The organism is Micromonospora sp. HK10, from assembly GCF_000982955.1.
GTDB lineage: Bacteria > Actinomycetota > Actinomycetes > Mycobacteriales > Micromonosporaceae > Micromonospora.
The window spans coordinates 15,730-30,399 of record NZ_KQ058719.1 but is presented as its reverse complement, the minus strand read 5'-3'; the positions used below and the strand labels follow the sequence as shown (position 1 = coordinate 30,399).

The 14,670-nt window shown below is 74.8% G+C and carries 15 protein-coding genes; 10 read left to right on the top strand and 5 right to left on the bottom strand.

Annotation, left to right across the window (positions count from 1 at the left end):
• The 7 genes from LQ51_RS07135 to hisF all read left to right on the top strand — a co-directional run.
• The coding region (locus LQ51_RS07135; RefSeq protein ID WP_046563880.1) for a hypothetical protein at positions 1-246 on the top strand (246 nt) is incomplete at its 5' end.
• Positions 247-261: 15 nt separating this feature from the next.
• Positions 262-990: a bifunctional 1-(5-phosphoribosyl)-5-((5-phosphoribosylamino)methylideneamino)imidazole-4-carboxamide isomerase/phosphoribosylanthranilate isomerase PriA gene (gene priA / locus LQ51_RS07130; RefSeq protein ID WP_046563879.1), complete on the top strand. Its 729-nt coding sequence runs from the start codon at positions 262-264 to the stop codon at positions 988-990.
• Positions 987-1,421, top strand: a complete 435-nt coding sequence (locus LQ51_RS07125) for a RidA family protein (RefSeq protein WP_046563878.1) — start codon at positions 987-989, stop codon at positions 1,419-1,421. Before priA ends, LQ51_RS07125 begins: the two co-directional genes overlap by 4 nt.
• 81 nt (positions 1,422-1,502) lie before the next feature.
• Positions 1,503-1,949 carry a MarR family winged helix-turn-helix transcriptional regulator gene (locus LQ51_RS07120; RefSeq protein WP_046563877.1) on the top strand — a complete coding sequence of 149 codons (447 nt, stop codon included), beginning with the start codon at positions 1,503-1,505 and terminating at the stop codon, positions 1,947-1,949.
• 5 nt (positions 1,950-1,954) lie between these two features.
• Entirely contained in the window at positions 1,955-2,380 is a 426-nt protein-coding gene (locus tag LQ51_RS07115) for an organic hydroperoxide resistance protein (RefSeq protein WP_046563887.1), read from the top strand.
• Positions 2,377-3,375 (top strand): NADP-dependent oxidoreductase, encoded by a 999-nt coding sequence (locus LQ51_RS07110; protein WP_046563876.1) that lies wholly within the window; start codon positions 2,377-2,379, stop codon positions 3,373-3,375. Before LQ51_RS07115 ends, LQ51_RS07110 begins: the two co-directional genes overlap by 4 nt.
• Before the next feature lie 120 nt (positions 3,376-3,495).
• On the top strand, positions 3,496-4,263 hold the full coding sequence (gene hisF, locus LQ51_RS07105; protein ID WP_046563875.1) for an imidazole glycerol phosphate synthase subunit HisF: 768 nt from the start codon (positions 3,496-3,498) through the stop codon (positions 4,261-4,263).
• Between the two features lie 156 nt (positions 4,264-4,419).
• Here the strand turns inward: hisF and LQ51_RS07100 are convergent, their stop codons facing one another.
• Positions 4,420-4,881, bottom strand: a complete 462-nt coding sequence (locus LQ51_RS07100; protein ID WP_046563874.1) for a hypothetical protein — start codon at positions 4,879-4,881, stop codon at positions 4,420-4,422.
• A gap of 163 nt (positions 4,882-5,044) precedes the next feature.
• The gene (locus LQ51_RS07095; RefSeq protein WP_046563873.1) at positions 5,045-5,722 is read right to left on the bottom strand and encodes a membrane protein YczE; all 678 of its coding nucleotides are present in this window, start codon (positions 5,720-5,722) and stop codon (positions 5,045-5,047) included.
• 58 nt (positions 5,723-5,780) lie between these two features.
• Here LQ51_RS07095 and LQ51_RS07090 point away from each other — a divergent pair, with 58 nt between their 5' ends.
• Together LQ51_RS07090 and LQ51_RS07085 are read left to right on the top strand one after the other, a co-directional pair.
• Positions 5,781-7,238, top strand: a complete 1,458-nt coding sequence (locus LQ51_RS07090; RefSeq protein ID WP_046563872.1) for a MocR-like transcription factor YczR — start codon at positions 5,781-5,783, stop codon at positions 7,236-7,238.
• Positions 7,239-7,341: 103 nt separating this feature from the next.
• Entirely contained in the window at positions 7,342-8,649 is a 1,308-nt protein-coding gene (locus tag LQ51_RS07085) for a low temperature requirement protein A (RefSeq protein WP_231605515.1), read from the top strand.
• Between the two features lie 102 nt (positions 8,650-8,751).
• On the opposite strand, the gene LQ51_RS07080 is transcribed toward LQ51_RS07085, so the two are convergent.
• The 3 genes from LQ51_RS07080 to LQ51_RS07070 all read right to left on the bottom strand — a co-directional run bounded on the left by LQ51_RS07080 (position 8,752) and on the right by LQ51_RS07070 (position 12,464).
• Positions 8,752-10,581 (bottom strand): AMP-dependent synthetase/ligase, encoded by a 1,830-nt coding sequence (locus LQ51_RS07080; protein WP_046563871.1) that lies wholly within the window; start codon positions 10,579-10,581, stop codon positions 8,752-8,754.
• A 138-nt stretch (positions 10,582-10,719) separates the two neighbouring features.
• On the bottom strand, positions 10,720-11,670 hold the full coding sequence (locus LQ51_RS07075) for a terpene synthase family protein (RefSeq protein WP_046563870.1): 951 nt from the start codon (positions 11,668-11,670) through the stop codon (positions 10,720-10,722).
• A gap of 164 nt (positions 11,671-11,834) precedes the next feature.
• Positions 11,835-12,464: a TIGR03085 family metal-binding protein gene (locus LQ51_RS07070; RefSeq protein WP_046563869.1), complete on the bottom strand. Its 630-nt coding sequence runs from the start codon at positions 12,462-12,464 to the stop codon at positions 11,835-11,837.
• Positions 12,465-12,682: 218 nt separating this feature from the next.
• On the opposite strand from LQ51_RS07070, the gene LQ51_RS07065 reads away from it, so the two are divergent.
• A complete protein-coding gene (locus tag LQ51_RS07065) occupies positions 12,683-14,605 on the top strand; it encodes an ABC transporter ATP-binding protein (RefSeq protein ID WP_046563868.1) in 1,923 nt (640 codons plus the stop codon).
• Positions 14,606-14,670 lie beyond the last annotated feature (65 nt).

Sequence of the window (14,670 nt, the reverse complement as noted above, 5' to 3'; positions counted from 1 at the left end):
CTGGCCCGGCGGGCGCGCCGCGGCGCGCTGGTCCGCCGGTTGACGCCGGCGCTGCGCCGCGGTCGGACGGGACGGCTGCGCCGGCACAGCCGGGGGGAACGGGCCGCCATCGTGCTGCTCACCGCGGCTGCCCTGGCCGGCATCTGGAATTTCGTCGACGACCTGGCGTTGCGCCTGGCGCTGGTCGTGCTGTTGCTGCTGGTCCTGCCGGCGATCGTGGTGATCGCGCTGGACCGTCGTACCTGATGCGAGGAGAGAACGTTGAGTTTGACCCTGTTGCCCGCCGTGGACGTCGCCGACGGCCAGGCCGTCCGGCTCGTGCAGGGCGCCGCCGGCAGTGAGACCGCGTACGGCGACCCGCTGGAGGCCGCCCTCGCCTGGCAGGCGGACGGGGCCGAGTGGATCCACCTGGTCGATCTGGACGCGGCCTTCGGCCGGGGCAGCAACGCGCACCTGCTCGCCGAGGTGGTCCGCCAGCTGGACGTGAAGGTGGAGCTCTCCGGCGGGATCCGGGACGACGAGTCGTTGCAGGCCGCGCTGGGCACCGGGGCGGCCCGGGTGAACATCGGCACCGCCGCGCTGGAGGACCCGCAGTGGTGCGACCGGGTCTGCGGCGAATACGGCGACCGGGTGGCGATCGGGCTGGACGTGCGCGGCCGTACCCTCTCCGCGCGGGGCTGGACCCGCGACGGCGGTGACCTGTACGAGGTGCTGGAGCGGCTGGAGAAGGCCGGCGCCGCGCGTTACGTGGTCACCGACATCACCAAGGACGGCACCATGCGCGGGCCGAACCTGGATCTGTTGCGCGAGGTCTGTTCCCGCACCGACGCCCCGGTGATCGCCTCCGGTGGGGTGTCCACGCTGGACGACCTGCGCGCCCTGGCCACCCTGGAGTCGATCGGGGTGGAGGGGGTCATCGCCGGCAAGGCGCTCTACGCGGGCGCGTTCACCGTCGCCGAGGCGCTGGCGACCCTGCGGGCGGGGGCGTGACCGCCGTCGCGGGCGGCGGCGCCGCCGGGCCGGCGGACGCGGTCGTGACCCGGCTCGGCTCGGGCGGCCCGTGGGAGGCGCGGTACGGCTACGCGCGGGTGGTGCGGGTCGGGAACCTGGCGGTCACCGCCGGTTGCACGGCCACGGTGGACGGTCGGGTGGCGCACGTCGGCGACGCGGCGGCGCAGACCGCGCAGGCGTTGCGGATCGGCCTGGACGCGCTGGCCGAGGTGGGTGCGGAGCCGGGCGACGTGATCCGGACCCGGATGTACGTGACCGACCGGCTCTACGCCGACGAGGTGGGGCTGGCGCACAACGCGGTCTTCGGGGCGGTCCGTCCGGTGGCGACCATGGTGGTGGTGGCCGGCCTGATCGACCCCGATCATCTGGTGGAGGTCGAGCTGGAGGCCTACCTGCCGGACGGTCGCTGAGCCGGCCGGCGCGGGGTGGGTGAGATCACTCCACGCCCAGATCGGTTGTGCACAACTCAATTGTGCACTACCGTTCGCCGGGTGATCGATGACCTGGTGCTACGCCGGCAGGTGTGCTTCGCCCTCTACGCGGCGTCGCGCGCCCTCACCGACGTCTACCGGCCCATCCTCGACGCGCACGGCCTGACCTACCCGCAGTACCTGGTGCTGCTCGTGCTCTGGGAGTGCGGCGACGACGCGCCCACCGTCTCCGAGCTGGGCAACCGGCTCCGGTTGGACTCCGGCACGCTCTCCCCGCTGCTCAAGCGGCTGGAGGCGGCCGGCCTGGTGGCGCGGGTCCGCGCCGCGCGGGACGAGCGCCGGGTCGAGGTGCACCTCACCGGGGCGGGCCGGGCGCTGCGCGAGCGGATGGACGAGGTGCCACGACGGGTGGCCCGCGCCACCGGCCTCACCGAGGCCGAGCTGGTCGCCCTGCGCGACACCCTCACCCGGGTCACCGAGACGATCCACCGACAGAAGGAGCAGTGACCACCATGCAGGTGCTCTACACCGCGTCCGCCCGGGCCACCGGCGACGGCCGCGACGGCCACGTCCGCACCTCCGACGACACGCTCGACCTCGACCTGGCGGTGCCGAAGGAGATGGGTGGCGCCGGCGGCGCGGCCAACCCCGAGCAGCTCTTCGCCGCCGGCTACGCGGCCTGCTTCCACTCGGCGCTGCGGCTGGTCGCCCGCCGGGCCAAGGCGGACGTCGCCGGCTCGGTCGTCGAGGCCGAGGTGGGCATCGGCCCGAACGGCACCGGTGGCTTCGGCCTGGCCGTCACCCTCGTGGTGGACCTGCCCGCCGTCGAGCGCGACGCCGCCGAGCGGCTGGTCGAGGCGGCCCACCAGGTCTGCCCCTACTCGAACGCGACCCGGGGCAACCTCGACGTCGCGCTGACGCTGCGGGAGACCCGATGAGCGGCAACCGGGAGATCCACCTGGCCTCCCGCCCGCAGGGCTGGCCCACCGCGGAGAACTTCCGGCTGGTCAGCACCGAGGTGCCGACCCCCGGCCCCGGCCAGCTCGTGGTCCGCAACCGGTTCATCTCCGTCGACCCGTACATGCGCGGCCGGATGAACGACGTCAAGTCGTACGTGCCGCCGTACGCGCTGGACGCCCCGCTCGACGGCGCCGCGGTCGGCGAGGTGCTGGCCAGCGAGGCGGAGGGCTTCGCCCCCGGCGACACCGTGCTGCACGGTCTCGGCTGGCGCGAGTACGCGCTGCTCGACGCCAAGGCCGCCCGGAAGGTCGACCCGGACCTCGCGCCGGTCAGCGCGTACCTGGGCGTGCTCGGGATGACCGGGCTCACCGCGTACGCCGGGCTGCTCGACGTGGCCGCCATGCGGCCCGGCGAGACCGTCTTCGTCTCCGGCGCGGCCGGCGCGGTGGGCAGCATGGTGGGCCAGATCGCCAAGCTGCGCGGCGCGGGCCGGGTCATCGGCAGCGCCGGCTCGCCGGCCAAGGTCGAGCGGCTGCGGGCGCTCGGCTTCGACGCCGCCTTCGACTACCACGACGGCCCGGTGTACCAGCAGCTCAAGGCCGCCGCCCCGGACGGGATCGACGTGTACTTCGACAACGTCGGCGGCGAGCACCTGGAGGCCGCCATCGGGGCGATGAACCTGCATGGCCGGGCCGCGATCTGCGGCATGATCGCGCAGTACAACGCCACCGAGCCGCCCGCCGCCCCGCGCAACCTGGCCCTGCTGATCGGCAAGCGGCTGACCCTGCGCGGCTTCCTGGTCGGCGACCACAACCACCTGCGCGAGCAGTTCGTGCGGGAGACGGCGGGCTGGCTGCGCGACGGGAAGCTCAGCTACGACGAGACCGTGGTCGACGGCATCGAGCACGCCCCGGAGGCGTTCCTCGGCATGCTGCGCGGCGAGAACCTGGGCAAGATGCTGGTCCGGGTGTGAGGAGCGGGCCCGCGCCCGCCGTTCGCGGCGGCGCCGGGCCCGCATCTGGCCCGCCCGCCGTGGCGGTGGCCGGCGGCACACGCCGGCCGCCGCCACGCACCGATTGGATAGGCTTCCGGCATGACCGTGGCGGTACGCGTGATCCCCTGCCTGGACGTGGACGCCGGGCGGGTGGTCAAGGGCGTCAACTTCCTCGACCTGCGCGACGCCGGCGACCCGGTGGAGTTGGCCGCCGCGTACGACCGGGCCGGCGCGGACGAGCTGACCTTCCTCGACGTCACCGCCTCGTCCAGCGACCGCGGGACGATGCTCGACGTGGTCCGGCGCACCGCCGAGTCGGTCTTCATCCCGCTCACCGTGGGCGGCGGCGTCCGCCAGGTCGCCGACGTCGACACGCTGTTGCGCGCCGGCGCCGACAAGGTCGGGGTGAACACGGCCGCGATCGCCCGCCCCGAGTTGATCGCCGAGATCGCCGAGCGGTTCGGCCGTCAGGTGCTGGTGCTCTCCCTCGACGTGCGCCGCGCCCCGGCCGGCGGCACGCCCAGCGGCTTCGAGGTGACCACCCACGGCGGCCGGCGTGGCACCGGCCTCGACGCGGTGGAGTGGGCCCGGCGGGGGGCCGAGCTGGGCGCCGGGGAGATCCTGCTCAACTCGATGGACGCCGACGGCACCAAGGCCGGCTTCGACCTGCCGCTGATCCAGGCCGTGCGGGCCGTGGTGGACGTGCCGGTGATCGCCAGCGGCGGCGCGGGCCGGGTCGCGGATTTCCCCCCGGCTATCGGTGCCGGCGCCGACGCCGTGCTCGCGGCCAGCGTCTTCCACTTCGGCGAGCTCACCGTCGGCGAGGTCAAGGACGCGCTGCGCGGCGCGGGCCACCCGGTCCGCTGACCGCGGGCGGCGCGGCCGTCTGACCGCGCACCGCGGCCGGCTGAGCGGGCGGCGCGGCCACCTGAGCGGGCGGCGCGGCCGGCTGAGCGGGCGGCGCGGCGGCCTGAGCGGGCGGCGCGGCGGCCTGAGCGGGCGGCGTGGCCGGAACCGGGCGGGTCAGGGCCGGCCGGAGTGCCCCTCGGGGGAGCGGCGCGGCATCGGGATCGAGCGGACCGCGTACTCCTGCACGGCGGCGGCGTGGTCGTCCTCGTCGAGACACCAGTCGGCCTCACCGGGGTGGTGTCGCCGGCTGAGCACGCCCTGCACCGTGTCCACCATGGTCCCGTAGCCGGCGCTGGGCCGGGTGCGCCAGAGCTGCTCGCCGTCCGGCGTGATCCGGAACCAGCCGTCCGAGACGCTGACCAGGCCGGCTCCGACCAGCCGGCGGACGGCGCTCTCCACCTCGTGCCGCTCGGGGATGGCGCGGTTGAGATGGTCGGCCGTGGAGAGGACGTCGGCCAGCCGGACCCCCTCGGGCCGCCGGGTGGTGGCCGAGCGTCGGTGCCGTCCGGCTCCGCTCGCGATCACCAGCGAGACGAAGATCCAGGCGTCGGTCCAGCGCCATCCGTTCTCCGTCATGCACGAATGATGCCCGGCGTTGCCGGCGGAGAAAACACCCGGTTTCACCCCTGAACATCACCGCAGCTCAGCGGGGGTGAGGGTCGTCCCATCCGGTGGCGTTCGGCCGGCCGCCGGTCACGCAGCGTGGCGATCGCCGGAAACGGCGGCGGGACCGCGACGATCAGGCCGCCTCGCCGGCCGGCCGGGCGGGCCGGCCCAGCACGGGCGGCCCGGCGGTGGGCCCGGCCGGCTCCGGCGGCACCGCGAAGAGCGGGATGAACAGCTGGGCGAGCGGCCCGATGGCCAGCGCGTACGCCACGGTGCCGACACCGACGGTGCCGCCGAGCAGCCAGCCGAGGGCGAGCACGGTGACCTCGATGGCGGTGCGGACCAGCCGGATCGAGCGGCCGGGGCGGCGGGCCACGTAGCCGGTCATCAGCCCGTCGCGCGGCCCCGGACCGAGGGCCGCGCCCAGGTAGAGCCCGGTGGCCGCGCCGTTGGCGACGATCCCCACGAGCAGCAGGCCGATCCGGACCGGCAGTCCGCCACCGGCGGGCAGCAGAGCCAGGGTGGCGTCGACCACGAGGCCGATCACCACCACGTTGCTGACCGTGCCGATCCCGGGGCGTTGCCGCAGCGGGATCCAGAGCAGCAGGACCAGGGCGCCGACCGCGATGGTGACGGTGCCGATGGTGAGGCCGGTCTGGCGGGCCAGCCCCTGGTGGAAGACGTCCCACGGGTCGAGGCCGAGGCCGGACCGGACCATCAGCGCCATGCTGAGGCCGTACAGGACGAGCCCGGCGTAGAGCTGGGTCAGCCGCCGGACCGGCCGGTACCGCAGATTGCCAATCGCTGCCATGCATGCCACCCTAGGTGCCAATCTCGGCCGAGACAGAGCCAATTTGGGAGGGGTGGCCATGACGAGCCAGGTGCGTGGCAGCCAATTGGCGCGGCTGCTCGGGCAGTGGCACGCGCTCCCGGGCCGCCGGCGCAGCCCCGACTACGCGGCGCTCGCCGCCGCCGTCCGGGGCCTGCTCGCCGACGGCCGGCTCCCGCTCGGGGTACGCCTGCCGGCCGAACGGGAGCTGGCCGAGGCGCTGCGGATCAGCCGGACCACGGTCACCGCCGCCTACCGGGAGCTGCGCGAGAGCGGCCACCTGGCCAGCCGCCGTGGTGCCGGCAGCTGGACGATGCTGCCCGGCACCCACCGGGTGGCCAGCACCGGGCTGTGGACGCCGCTCGACGACCGGGACATGATCGACCTCGGGGTGGCCGCGCTCGCCGCCCCGCCGCAGCTGGTGCCGGCGGCCCGGGCCGCCGCCGAGGACCTGCCCCGCTACCTCGGTGGCGCCGGCTACCACCCGACCGGCATCGTCGAGCTGCGCGAGGCGGTGGCCCGGTCGTACACCGCCCGGGGGCTGCCGACCAGCGCGGAACAGATCATGGTCACCAGCGGCACCCAGCACGCGCTGGACCTGGTGCTGCGGCTGGCGCTGGCGCCCGGCGGCGCGGTGCTGGTGGAGTCGCCGACCTATCCGAACGCGCTCGCCGCGCTCGCCGCCCGCCGGGCCCGGATCACCACCCACGGGCTGGCCACCGACGGCGACGGCTGGGACGCCGACCTGCTGCTGGGCAGCATCCGGCAGGGCCGGCCGAAGCTGGCCTACCTGATCCCGGAGTTCCAGAACCCCACCGGCCACCTGATGGGCGCCGAGCTGCGCGAGCGGCTGGTTGGTGCGGCCCACGCGGCCGGCACCGACCTGGTCATCGACGAGTCCTTCGTCGACCTGCCGCTGGACGGCACCGAGCTGCCCCCGCCGGTGGCCACCTACGACCGGCACAGCCGGGTGATCAGCATCGGCGGGATGAGCAAGCCGTACTGGGGCGGGCTGCGGATCGGCTGGGTGCGGGCCTCCGCGCCGCAGGTGCAGCGGCTGGCCGCCGCCCGGGTCGGCGTGGACATGGCCAGCCCGGTGCTCGACCAGCTCGTCGCGGTGCACCTGCTTGGCGACGCGCCGGCCATCGTGGCCGCCCGGCGGGCCCAGCTCGCCGCCCAGCGCGACGCCCTGGTGGGGGCGCTGGGCGAGCGGCTGCCGGACTGGCGGGTCAGCATCCCGCGCGGCGGGGTCACGCTCTGGGTCGAGCTGGACGGCCCGATCTCCAGCGCGCTGGCCCGCGCCGCCGAGGAGGTCGGCGTACGCCTGGCGCCCGGGCCCCGGTTCGGCCTGGACGGCACCCTGGAACGGTTCCTGCGGCTGCCCTTCACGCTGCCCGCCGCGGACCTGGTGGAGGCGGTCGGTCGGCTCGCGGCGGTCCGCTACGACCTGGACCGGACCGGCCGCTCTCCGTGGCGGGAACCCTCGGTCATCGCCTGACCGGGCCCGGCGGCCCGGCCGGGCATCCGGCCGGCCGGCCCCCTTCCGGTACGGTTCGCCGGATCGGCACCGGCCTGGTGCCGGCGTTGCGCAGACTGCCCGGGTGGGAAACGGCGGGGGTGGCCGGTGGTCGCGGGTCCTGCGGCTCGCCGGGCCGGGTGCCCGGACCAGCCGGGTGGAACTCTTCTACGACCTGGTCTTCGTCTTCGCGTTCCTCAACGTCACCAGCCTGACCGCCACCCTGGCCTCGCCGGCCAACCTCTACCGCTGCCTGCTGGTGCTGGCCCTGCTCTGGTGGACGTGGAGCAGCTCCGTCCGGGTCGGCAACGCGATCCGCGCCGACGAGGGCGCGCTGCCGGTTGCCGGCTTCGTCACGATCGGCGCCACGTTCCTGCTCTCGCTCAGCGTGCCGTCGGCGTTCGTCGACCGTCCCGGCGGGCTGAGCGGCCCGCTGGTCTTCGCCGTCTCCTACCTCGTGATCCGGCTGACTCAGATCGCGGTCTTCGGCTGGGTGGAGCGCATCGATCCGGTCCAGCACGCGTCGCTGCTGCCGCGCGTGCTGCTGCCGACGGCGACCACCGTGCTGCTGATCGTCGCCGGCACGGCGCCCGCCCGGCTCCCCGACCAACGCTTCGCCGTGCCGCTGCAACTGTCCCTGTGGACCGTGGCCCTGGTGGTGGAGTACGCCGGCGGGACGATCCTGGCCCGGCGGTGGTGGGTGGTGACCTCGGCCGGGCACTGGGCGGAGCGGCACGCCCTGATGGTGCTCGTGGCGCTCGGCGAGTCGATCATCGCGCTCGGGCTCGGCCCGAAGACCGGCCTGCCGCTCACCGGATCGGTGGCGGTTGCCGCGCTGCTCGGCATCGCGATTGTGGTGGCGTTCTGGTGGGCCTACTTCGACACCCTGGCCGACGGCCTGGAACAGGCGCTGCACCGGGCCCGGGACCCCGCCGTGCGGCGCCGCCTGGCCCGCAATGTCTACACGTTCCTGCACCTGCCGCTGATCACCGGTGAGATCCTCTTCGCGCTCGGCCTCAAGGACCTGCTCGCCGAGGTGGCCGACCCGGCCACCCCCGCGTGGGGGGTGCCGCTGGGCGGCTTCTGGGCCGCCGTCTTCTTCGGCGGGGTGATCCTCTACCTGCTCAGCCTGATCGGGTGCGCGCTGGTGGCGCTGCGCGAGGTGCGCTGGCCGCTGGTCGTCACCGTGGTGGTGCTGGCCGTCACCGCCCCGCTCGTCGCCCCGATCCCGGAGCTGGCCGCGCTCGCGCTGCTCGCGCTGATCACCACCGCCGGGGTGATCGTCGAGACGTTCCGCGAGGACGGCTGGCGGCGCCAGGTCCGGCACCTCGCGCTGGAGGAGCGGCTCGCCGTGGAGGCGGAGCAGAGCCGCTGGCGCCGGCAGCACCTGTGAGTGCGCGGGCCGGCACGTGGCGGCGGCAGCACCGGTGACCGCACGGGCCGGCACGCGGCGGCCGTGCCCCGGGACGGAGGGGCACGGCCGCCGCGGCGCTTCCTACAGTTCCGCGAGGGTGCCGGCGTACATCTTGTCGATCTCGCCGGCGAAGTTGGTCTCCACGCTCCGGCGCTTGATCTTCAGCGACGGGGTGACCTCGCCGTCTTCGATGGTGAGATCCCGGGGGAGGATGGTCACCTTCTTGATCGTCTCCCAGCGGTTGAGCTTGGCGTTCAGCTCGGCCACGTACCCGTCGACCATCGCCTGCGCCTCCGGCGAGGTGACGATGTCGGCGTAGTCGCGGCCCTCCAGCGGGGTGCCGGCGGCCCAGCCCTTGATCGCGTCCGGGTCGAGGGTGACCAGCATGGTGCAGTAGTTGCGGGCCTGGCCGATCACCACCGCCTGGGAGGTGTACGGGCAGACGGCCTTGAACATGCCCTCGATGTGTGACGGCGCGATGTACTTGCCGCCGGAGGTCTTGACCAGGTCCTTCTTCCGGTCGGTGATGCGCAGGTAGCCGTCGCCGTCGAGGGTGCCGATGTCGCCGGTGCGGAAGAAGCCGTCCTCGGTGAAGGCCGCGGCCGTCTCCTCGGGGAGGTTGTGGTAGCCGCGCATGACCGGCTTGCCGCGGACCAGGATCTCGCCGTCGGTGTCGTCGATCCGGCACTCCAGGTCGCCCATCGCCCGGCCCACGCTGCCGATCTTCAGCCCGTCGGGCGGGTTGACGAACGCGCCGGCGCTGGTCTCGGTGAGGCCGTACCCCTCGGAGATGGGCAGGTTCGCGGCCGCGAAGAAGGTGGCGATCTCCTGGCTCAGCGGCGCCGCCCCGGAGACCAGCACCCGCATCCGGCCGCCGAGCCGGGCCTGGAGCTTGCTGAAGACCAGCTTCTCGGCCAGCGCGTACTTGAGCTTGAGGCCGCCGGGGACCGGCCTGCCGGCCTGCTCCAGCGCGACCTTCTCCTTGCCCACCCGGACGCCCCAGGCGAAGATCTTCGCCTTCGCGCCGCCGGCGCTCTGCGCGGTGGTGACCGCCTTGTTGTAGACCTTCTCGAAGACCCGGGGCGCGCCGCACATCAGCGTCGGGCGGATCACCCCGAGCAGCTCGACCAGCTTGTCGACCCGGCCGTCGACGTAGGTGGGCAGGCCGACGTGGGTGGCGCCGCAGAGCAGCGTCTTGCCGAACGAGTGGGACAGCGGCAGCCAGAGGTACTGCAGGTCGTCGGTGCGCAGCAGGCCCAGCTCGGCCTGCGCCACCCCCTCCCAGCACCAGCCGCCGTGCAGCAGCTCGACGCCCTTGGGCCGGCCGGTGGTGCCCGAGGTGTAGATCAGGGTGGCCAGCTGGTCCGGGCCGATCCCGGCGACCAGCATGTCGATCAGGTCCGGTTCGTTGGCCAGGGCCTGCGCCCCGCGCTCCTCGAGCTGGGCCAGGGTGAGCTGCGCGACGGCGGCGGCCGGGTCCGGCTCGCCGTCGAAGAGCACCACGTGGGTCAGCGCCGGCAGGGCCGCACCGGCGAGCTTGGCCGCCTGGGCCGGGTTCTCGGCGAAGACCACCTTCGACCCGGAGTCGGCGATGATGTACGCCGCCTCCTCCGGCTCGGTGGTCGGGTAGACGGTGGTGGTGGCGCCGCCGGCACACATGATGCCGAAGTCGGCGAGCACCCAGTCGAGCCGGGTGTTCGCCAGGATCGCCACCGGATCCTCCAGGCCGACACCGAGCCCGTGCAGCCCGGCCGCGATGGCCTTGGCGCGCTGCCCGACCTGCTCCCACGTCAGCCAGACCGGGCCCGAGTCGTCGGGTGCGGGATGGGCGAAGGCGTGCCGGTCGGGGGAGTCCGCCACGCGCTTGAGAAACATGTCGGGTACGGAACGGTACGGTACATCGAGAGCCATCGCTGTAGCCGCCTTCAGGGTGGAGGGACGTGACGGGGGTCACGCCGATCTGCGGTTACCGAAGAGTATTGCCTCGACCCGCGCAGCGGCTAGCCCCGCTGGGCTGCGCGGATGTCCGGCGGCCGGCCGCAGCGGCGATCAGGCGTACCGGGTGGCGGCCAGCGACCAGTCGTAGGTGGCCCGGATCCAGTTACGGCGGGTGGCGAGGAAGGCCCGGACCCCGTCGTCGCCCTCGGCGGCCAGCACGGCCTCGCGCTCGGCGTATCCGGCCAGCCCGTCGTTGAACCGGGCGGCCACGACGTGCAGCGCGTCCTGCTCGTCCCGCCCACCCTCGGCGATGATCGTGGCGACCAGGTTGTGCCCGTCCCGCCCGTCGCTGCGCTCCTTGCCGTACGAGAAGAGGTCGTTGCACCAGCAGACCAGGTCGGCCGCGAGGGCGTCCAGCGCGGTCAGGGCGGGATCGGCCCGGCGCCCGGCACTCGGCAGCGCGTCGTGGGCCAGGTCGGTGAGGGTGAAGCTGGGTCCCACCCCGCCGGTGTGCCGGCGCATCTGGACGTATTCGGCCACCCCGGGCACCCGCTGGTGCTCCCGGTTGGCCGCCTCCCAGAGCAGCGCGAGCAGGTACTCGCGGAGCTGGCTGACCAGGCGCAGCAGCAGGGTGGGCCGCTGCCGGGCGCGGGCCCGCCGGCAGAGGTCGTCCAGGGCCAGCCCGAGCGGGCCGGACCCGGTCGGTCGCGGCACGTCCGGGTCACCGTGCCGGTCGAGCACCGCGAGCAGCACCGCCACCACCGGCGCGAGCCGGGTCGGACTGCCCGCCAGGCCGTCCTCGTCGCAGGCGTCGTCGAGCACGAACAGCCAGGTGATCAGGTCGCTGAGCAGGCACAGCCGATCCACCGGCGCGTCCGGGCAGGCCCGGGCGGCCAGCTCCGCGGGGCTGGCCCCGCCGAGGCGGCGCAGAGCCTCCGGAGTGCCGACCAGGCCCAGGTCGCGCGCCCATCCGAGGCTCGCCCCGGCGGCCAGCTCGACGGCGGCGTGCCGGCGGGCCGGAAAGGGCGGCTCGCGCAGGGCCGAGACCGCGAAGCTCCGCATCCGTGCTCCCTCGTCCCGCCGCCCGGGCGGTGGGCGGCGGGCAGGAGCGTACGGCACCGGGATTCGGCCCGGTCGATGGGGGTGAGCGGGTTTCGCATCTCGCCCGCGGGGCGGCGGCCCCCGACCGGCGCCCACGAGGGCCGGCCGATCCCCGACCCTCCTGGTCAGAAGCCCAACGGGGCGGTCCGCAGCCGCTCGGCCGGCGCCGCCGGCCCGTCCACCTGCACCCGGGCCACCCGCTGCCGGCCGGAGAGGAAGAGCACCAGCTCGCCCGGGGCGCCCACCAGCCGCAGCGGCTCGCCGCCCCGGCCGACCGTGCGCTCGCCGAAGCCGGGCGCCTGCACCAGCAGGTCCGCCGGGAAGCGGCGCAGCGCCGTGCGGGCCAGCAGCGCCCCGCGCCGCCAGAGCGCCGCGTCCAGCCCGGCCGGCAGATCCCGCGGGCGCCAGCCGGCCTGCGCCCGGCGTACGTCCTCGTGGTGGATGAAGAACTCCAGGGTGTTGACCAGCTCGTCGGTGAGCGGGTTGCTCACCGGGCTCCACCGCGGTGGCCGCCGGACCCGCGCCACGAGTTCCGGATACGGCCCGGCGGCCAGCCGCCGGCGGACCGCCTCGCCGTAGCGGCGCAGCGGCGGCAGCACGATGCCTCCGGCGGCGTCCGGCCGGCGCTCCCGCACCACCAGGTGCGCGGCCAGGTCGCGGGTGGTCCACCCGTCGTTGACCGTCGGCGCTTCCGGTCCCAGGTCCAGCAGCAGATCGGCCAGCGCCTCGCGCTCCGATCGGGCGTACCGCGGCATCCCCCGATCGTACGGCCGGACCCGGCCGGCGGCTCGCCCGGCGCGGCGGCGCCCGCACCGCCGGATCGGGCCACGCGGCCGGCCGCGTACCCGCGACCCTGCTCGCCGCGGGTACGCGGCGGGACGTGACGGTGGACATATCCCCGCCGGGTCGGCGGATCTGGCCTCGACCGGTAAGGATGAGGGGGCAAAATTGCGGCTTACGGCGGGGGAGAACGTTGGCGAGCGGGACAAGTCGGGACGTCCTCGGCAGCGGGTTACGGGTGCTCGGCCGGGCGATCCGGGAACAACCGCGGATCTTCGCGGTCGCGGTGACCGGCAGCGTGCTCTTCGGCCTCATGGTCATCGCCAGCGCGTACGTCGTCGGCGCCGTGGTCGGCAAGGTCGTGGTGCCGGCCGTCGCCCGCGGCTCGGTGGCCGGCGGCACCCTCGCGCTGGCCGCCGCCGCCCTGTTCGGGATCAGCGTGCTGCGGGTGGTCGGCATCTTCGGCCGCCGCCTCGGCGCCGGCTACATGCAGTACCGGCTCCAGGCCGCGTACCGCCGCCGGGTCACCCGCCGCTACCTCGAGCTGCCGCTGGCCTGGCACCACCGCAACGCCACCGGCACGTTGCTCTCCAACGCCAACTCCGACGTAGAGGCGGCCTGGTACCCGATCGCGCCACTGCCGTTCGCGGTCGGCACCCTGGTGATGCTGGTCGGCGCGGTGGTCTCGCTCTTCCTCACCGACTGGGCGCTCGCCCTGGTCGGCCTCGCGGTCTTCCCGGCGCTGTTCGCGCTCAACGTGGTCTACTCGCGCCGGATGGCCCCGCGCCAGGCCCGCGCCCAGCGGCTGCGCGCCGAGGTCAGCGGCATCGCCCACGAGAGCTTTGACGGCGCCCTGGTGGTCAAGACGATGGGCCGCGAGGCCCAGGAGACCGACCGGTTCGCCGCCCGCGCCGGCGAGCTGCGCGACGCGCTGATCGCGGTCGGCAGGCTGCGTGGCGTCTTCGACCCGATGCTGGAGACCCTGCCCAGCCTCGGCACCCTCGCCGTGCTCGTGGTCGGGGCGGTGCGGCTGCGGCAGGGCGCGATCAGCGTCACCGAGCTGGTCAGCGTCGCCTTCCTCTTCACCGTGCTGGCCTTCCCGGTCCGCGCCATCGGTTGGGTGCTGGCCGAGCTGCCGCGCAGCGTCGCCGGCTGGGACCGGGTCCGCCGGGTGCTCGACGCCACCGGCGAGATGCCGTACGGCACCCGGACCCTCGACCCGGCCACCCCGACGCCGGCCACCCTGGCCTTCCACGACGTGCACTTCGGGTACGAGCCGGCCGAGGCGCACCTGCCCGGCACCGAGGTGCTCGGCGAGGTCAGCTTCACGGTGCCGGCCGGCAGGACCGTCGCCCTGGTGGGGCCGACCGGGGCCGGGAAGTCCACCATCGCCTCCCTGGCGGTACGCCTGGTCGACCCACGCGCGGGCACGGTCACCGTGGACGGGGTCGACGTGCGGGAACTGACCGCCGCGTCGCTCACCTCGACCGTGGCCCTGGTGGCCCAGGTGCCGTTCGTCTTCGACGACACCGTCCGGGCCAACATCAGCCTGGACCGCCCCGGCATCGGCGACGACGAGGTCTGGGCGGCGCTGCGGCTGGCCGAGGCGGACGGGTTCGTGGCCGCCCTGCCCGACGGGCTGGACACCATGGTCGGTGAGCGGGGTACCTCGCTCTCCGGCGGGCAGCGGCAGCGGCTCACCCTGGCCCGGGCGCTCGCCGGCCGCCCCCGGCTGCTGGTGCTCGACGACGCCACCAGCGCCGTCGACCCGCGGGTCGAGGCGGCCATCCTGGCCGGCCTGCGCGCCCCGGCCGGGCGGACGTCGGCCGATCCGGAACACCGGTCGGCGGCGCCGGGTCCCGGCGGCGGCGCGGCCGCCTCGATCCTGGTGGTCGCCTACCGGCGGGCCACCATCGCCCTCGCCGACGAGGTGATCTACCTGGAGCACGGGCGGGTGCTCGCCCGCGGCACCCACGCCGAGCTGCTGGCCACCGTGCCCGGCTACGCCGACCTGGTGACCGCGTACGAGCAGGCCGAGCAGGAACGCGAGCAACAGCACACGTACGACGAGGTCACCCCGCTGACCTCCGGCCTGGAAATCGAGGTTGACCGGTGAGCGCGAGGAGTGAGCCGGGCCGGGGAGCCCCGCAGTCGCGAACGAAGAGCGACACGGCGAGCGCG

What these genes read in the sequence shown, in the direction of transcription:
- LQ51_RS07080 (WP_046563871.1), bottom strand. Translation starts at nt 10,581, where the DNA reads ATGGCTCTCGATGTACCGTACCGTTCCGTACCCGACATGTTTCTCAAG.
- hisF (WP_046563875.1), top strand. Translation starts at nt 3,496, where the DNA reads ATGACCGTGGCGGTACGCGTGATCCCCTGCCTGGACGTGGACGCCGGG.
- LQ51_RS07090 (WP_046563872.1), top strand. Translation starts at nt 5,781, where the DNA reads ATGACGAGCCAGGTGCGTGGCAGCCAATTGGCGCGGCTGCTCGGGCAG.
- LQ51_RS07115 (WP_046563887.1), top strand. Translation starts at nt 1,955, where the DNA reads ATGCAGGTGCTCTACACCGCGTCCGCCCGGGCCACCGGCGACGGCCGC.
- LQ51_RS07100 (WP_046563874.1), bottom strand. Translation starts at nt 4,881, where the DNA reads ATGACGGAGAACGGATGGCGCTGGACCGACGCCTGGATCTTCGTCTCG.
- LQ51_RS07095 (WP_046563873.1), bottom strand. Translation starts at nt 5,722, where the DNA reads ATGGCAGCGATTGGCAATCTGCGGTACCGGCCGGTCCGGCGGCTGACC.
- LQ51_RS07075 (WP_046563870.1), bottom strand. Translation starts at nt 11,670, where the DNA reads ATGCGGAGCTTCGCGGTCTCGGCCCTGCGCGAGCCGCCCTTTCCGGCC.
- LQ51_RS07110 (WP_046563876.1), top strand. Translation starts at nt 2,377, where the DNA reads ATGAGCGGCAACCGGGAGATCCACCTGGCCTCCCGCCCGCAGGGCTGG.
- LQ51_RS07070 (WP_046563869.1), bottom strand. Translation starts at nt 12,464, where the DNA reads ATGCCGCGGTACGCCCGATCGGAGCGCGAGGCGCTGGCCGATCTGCTG.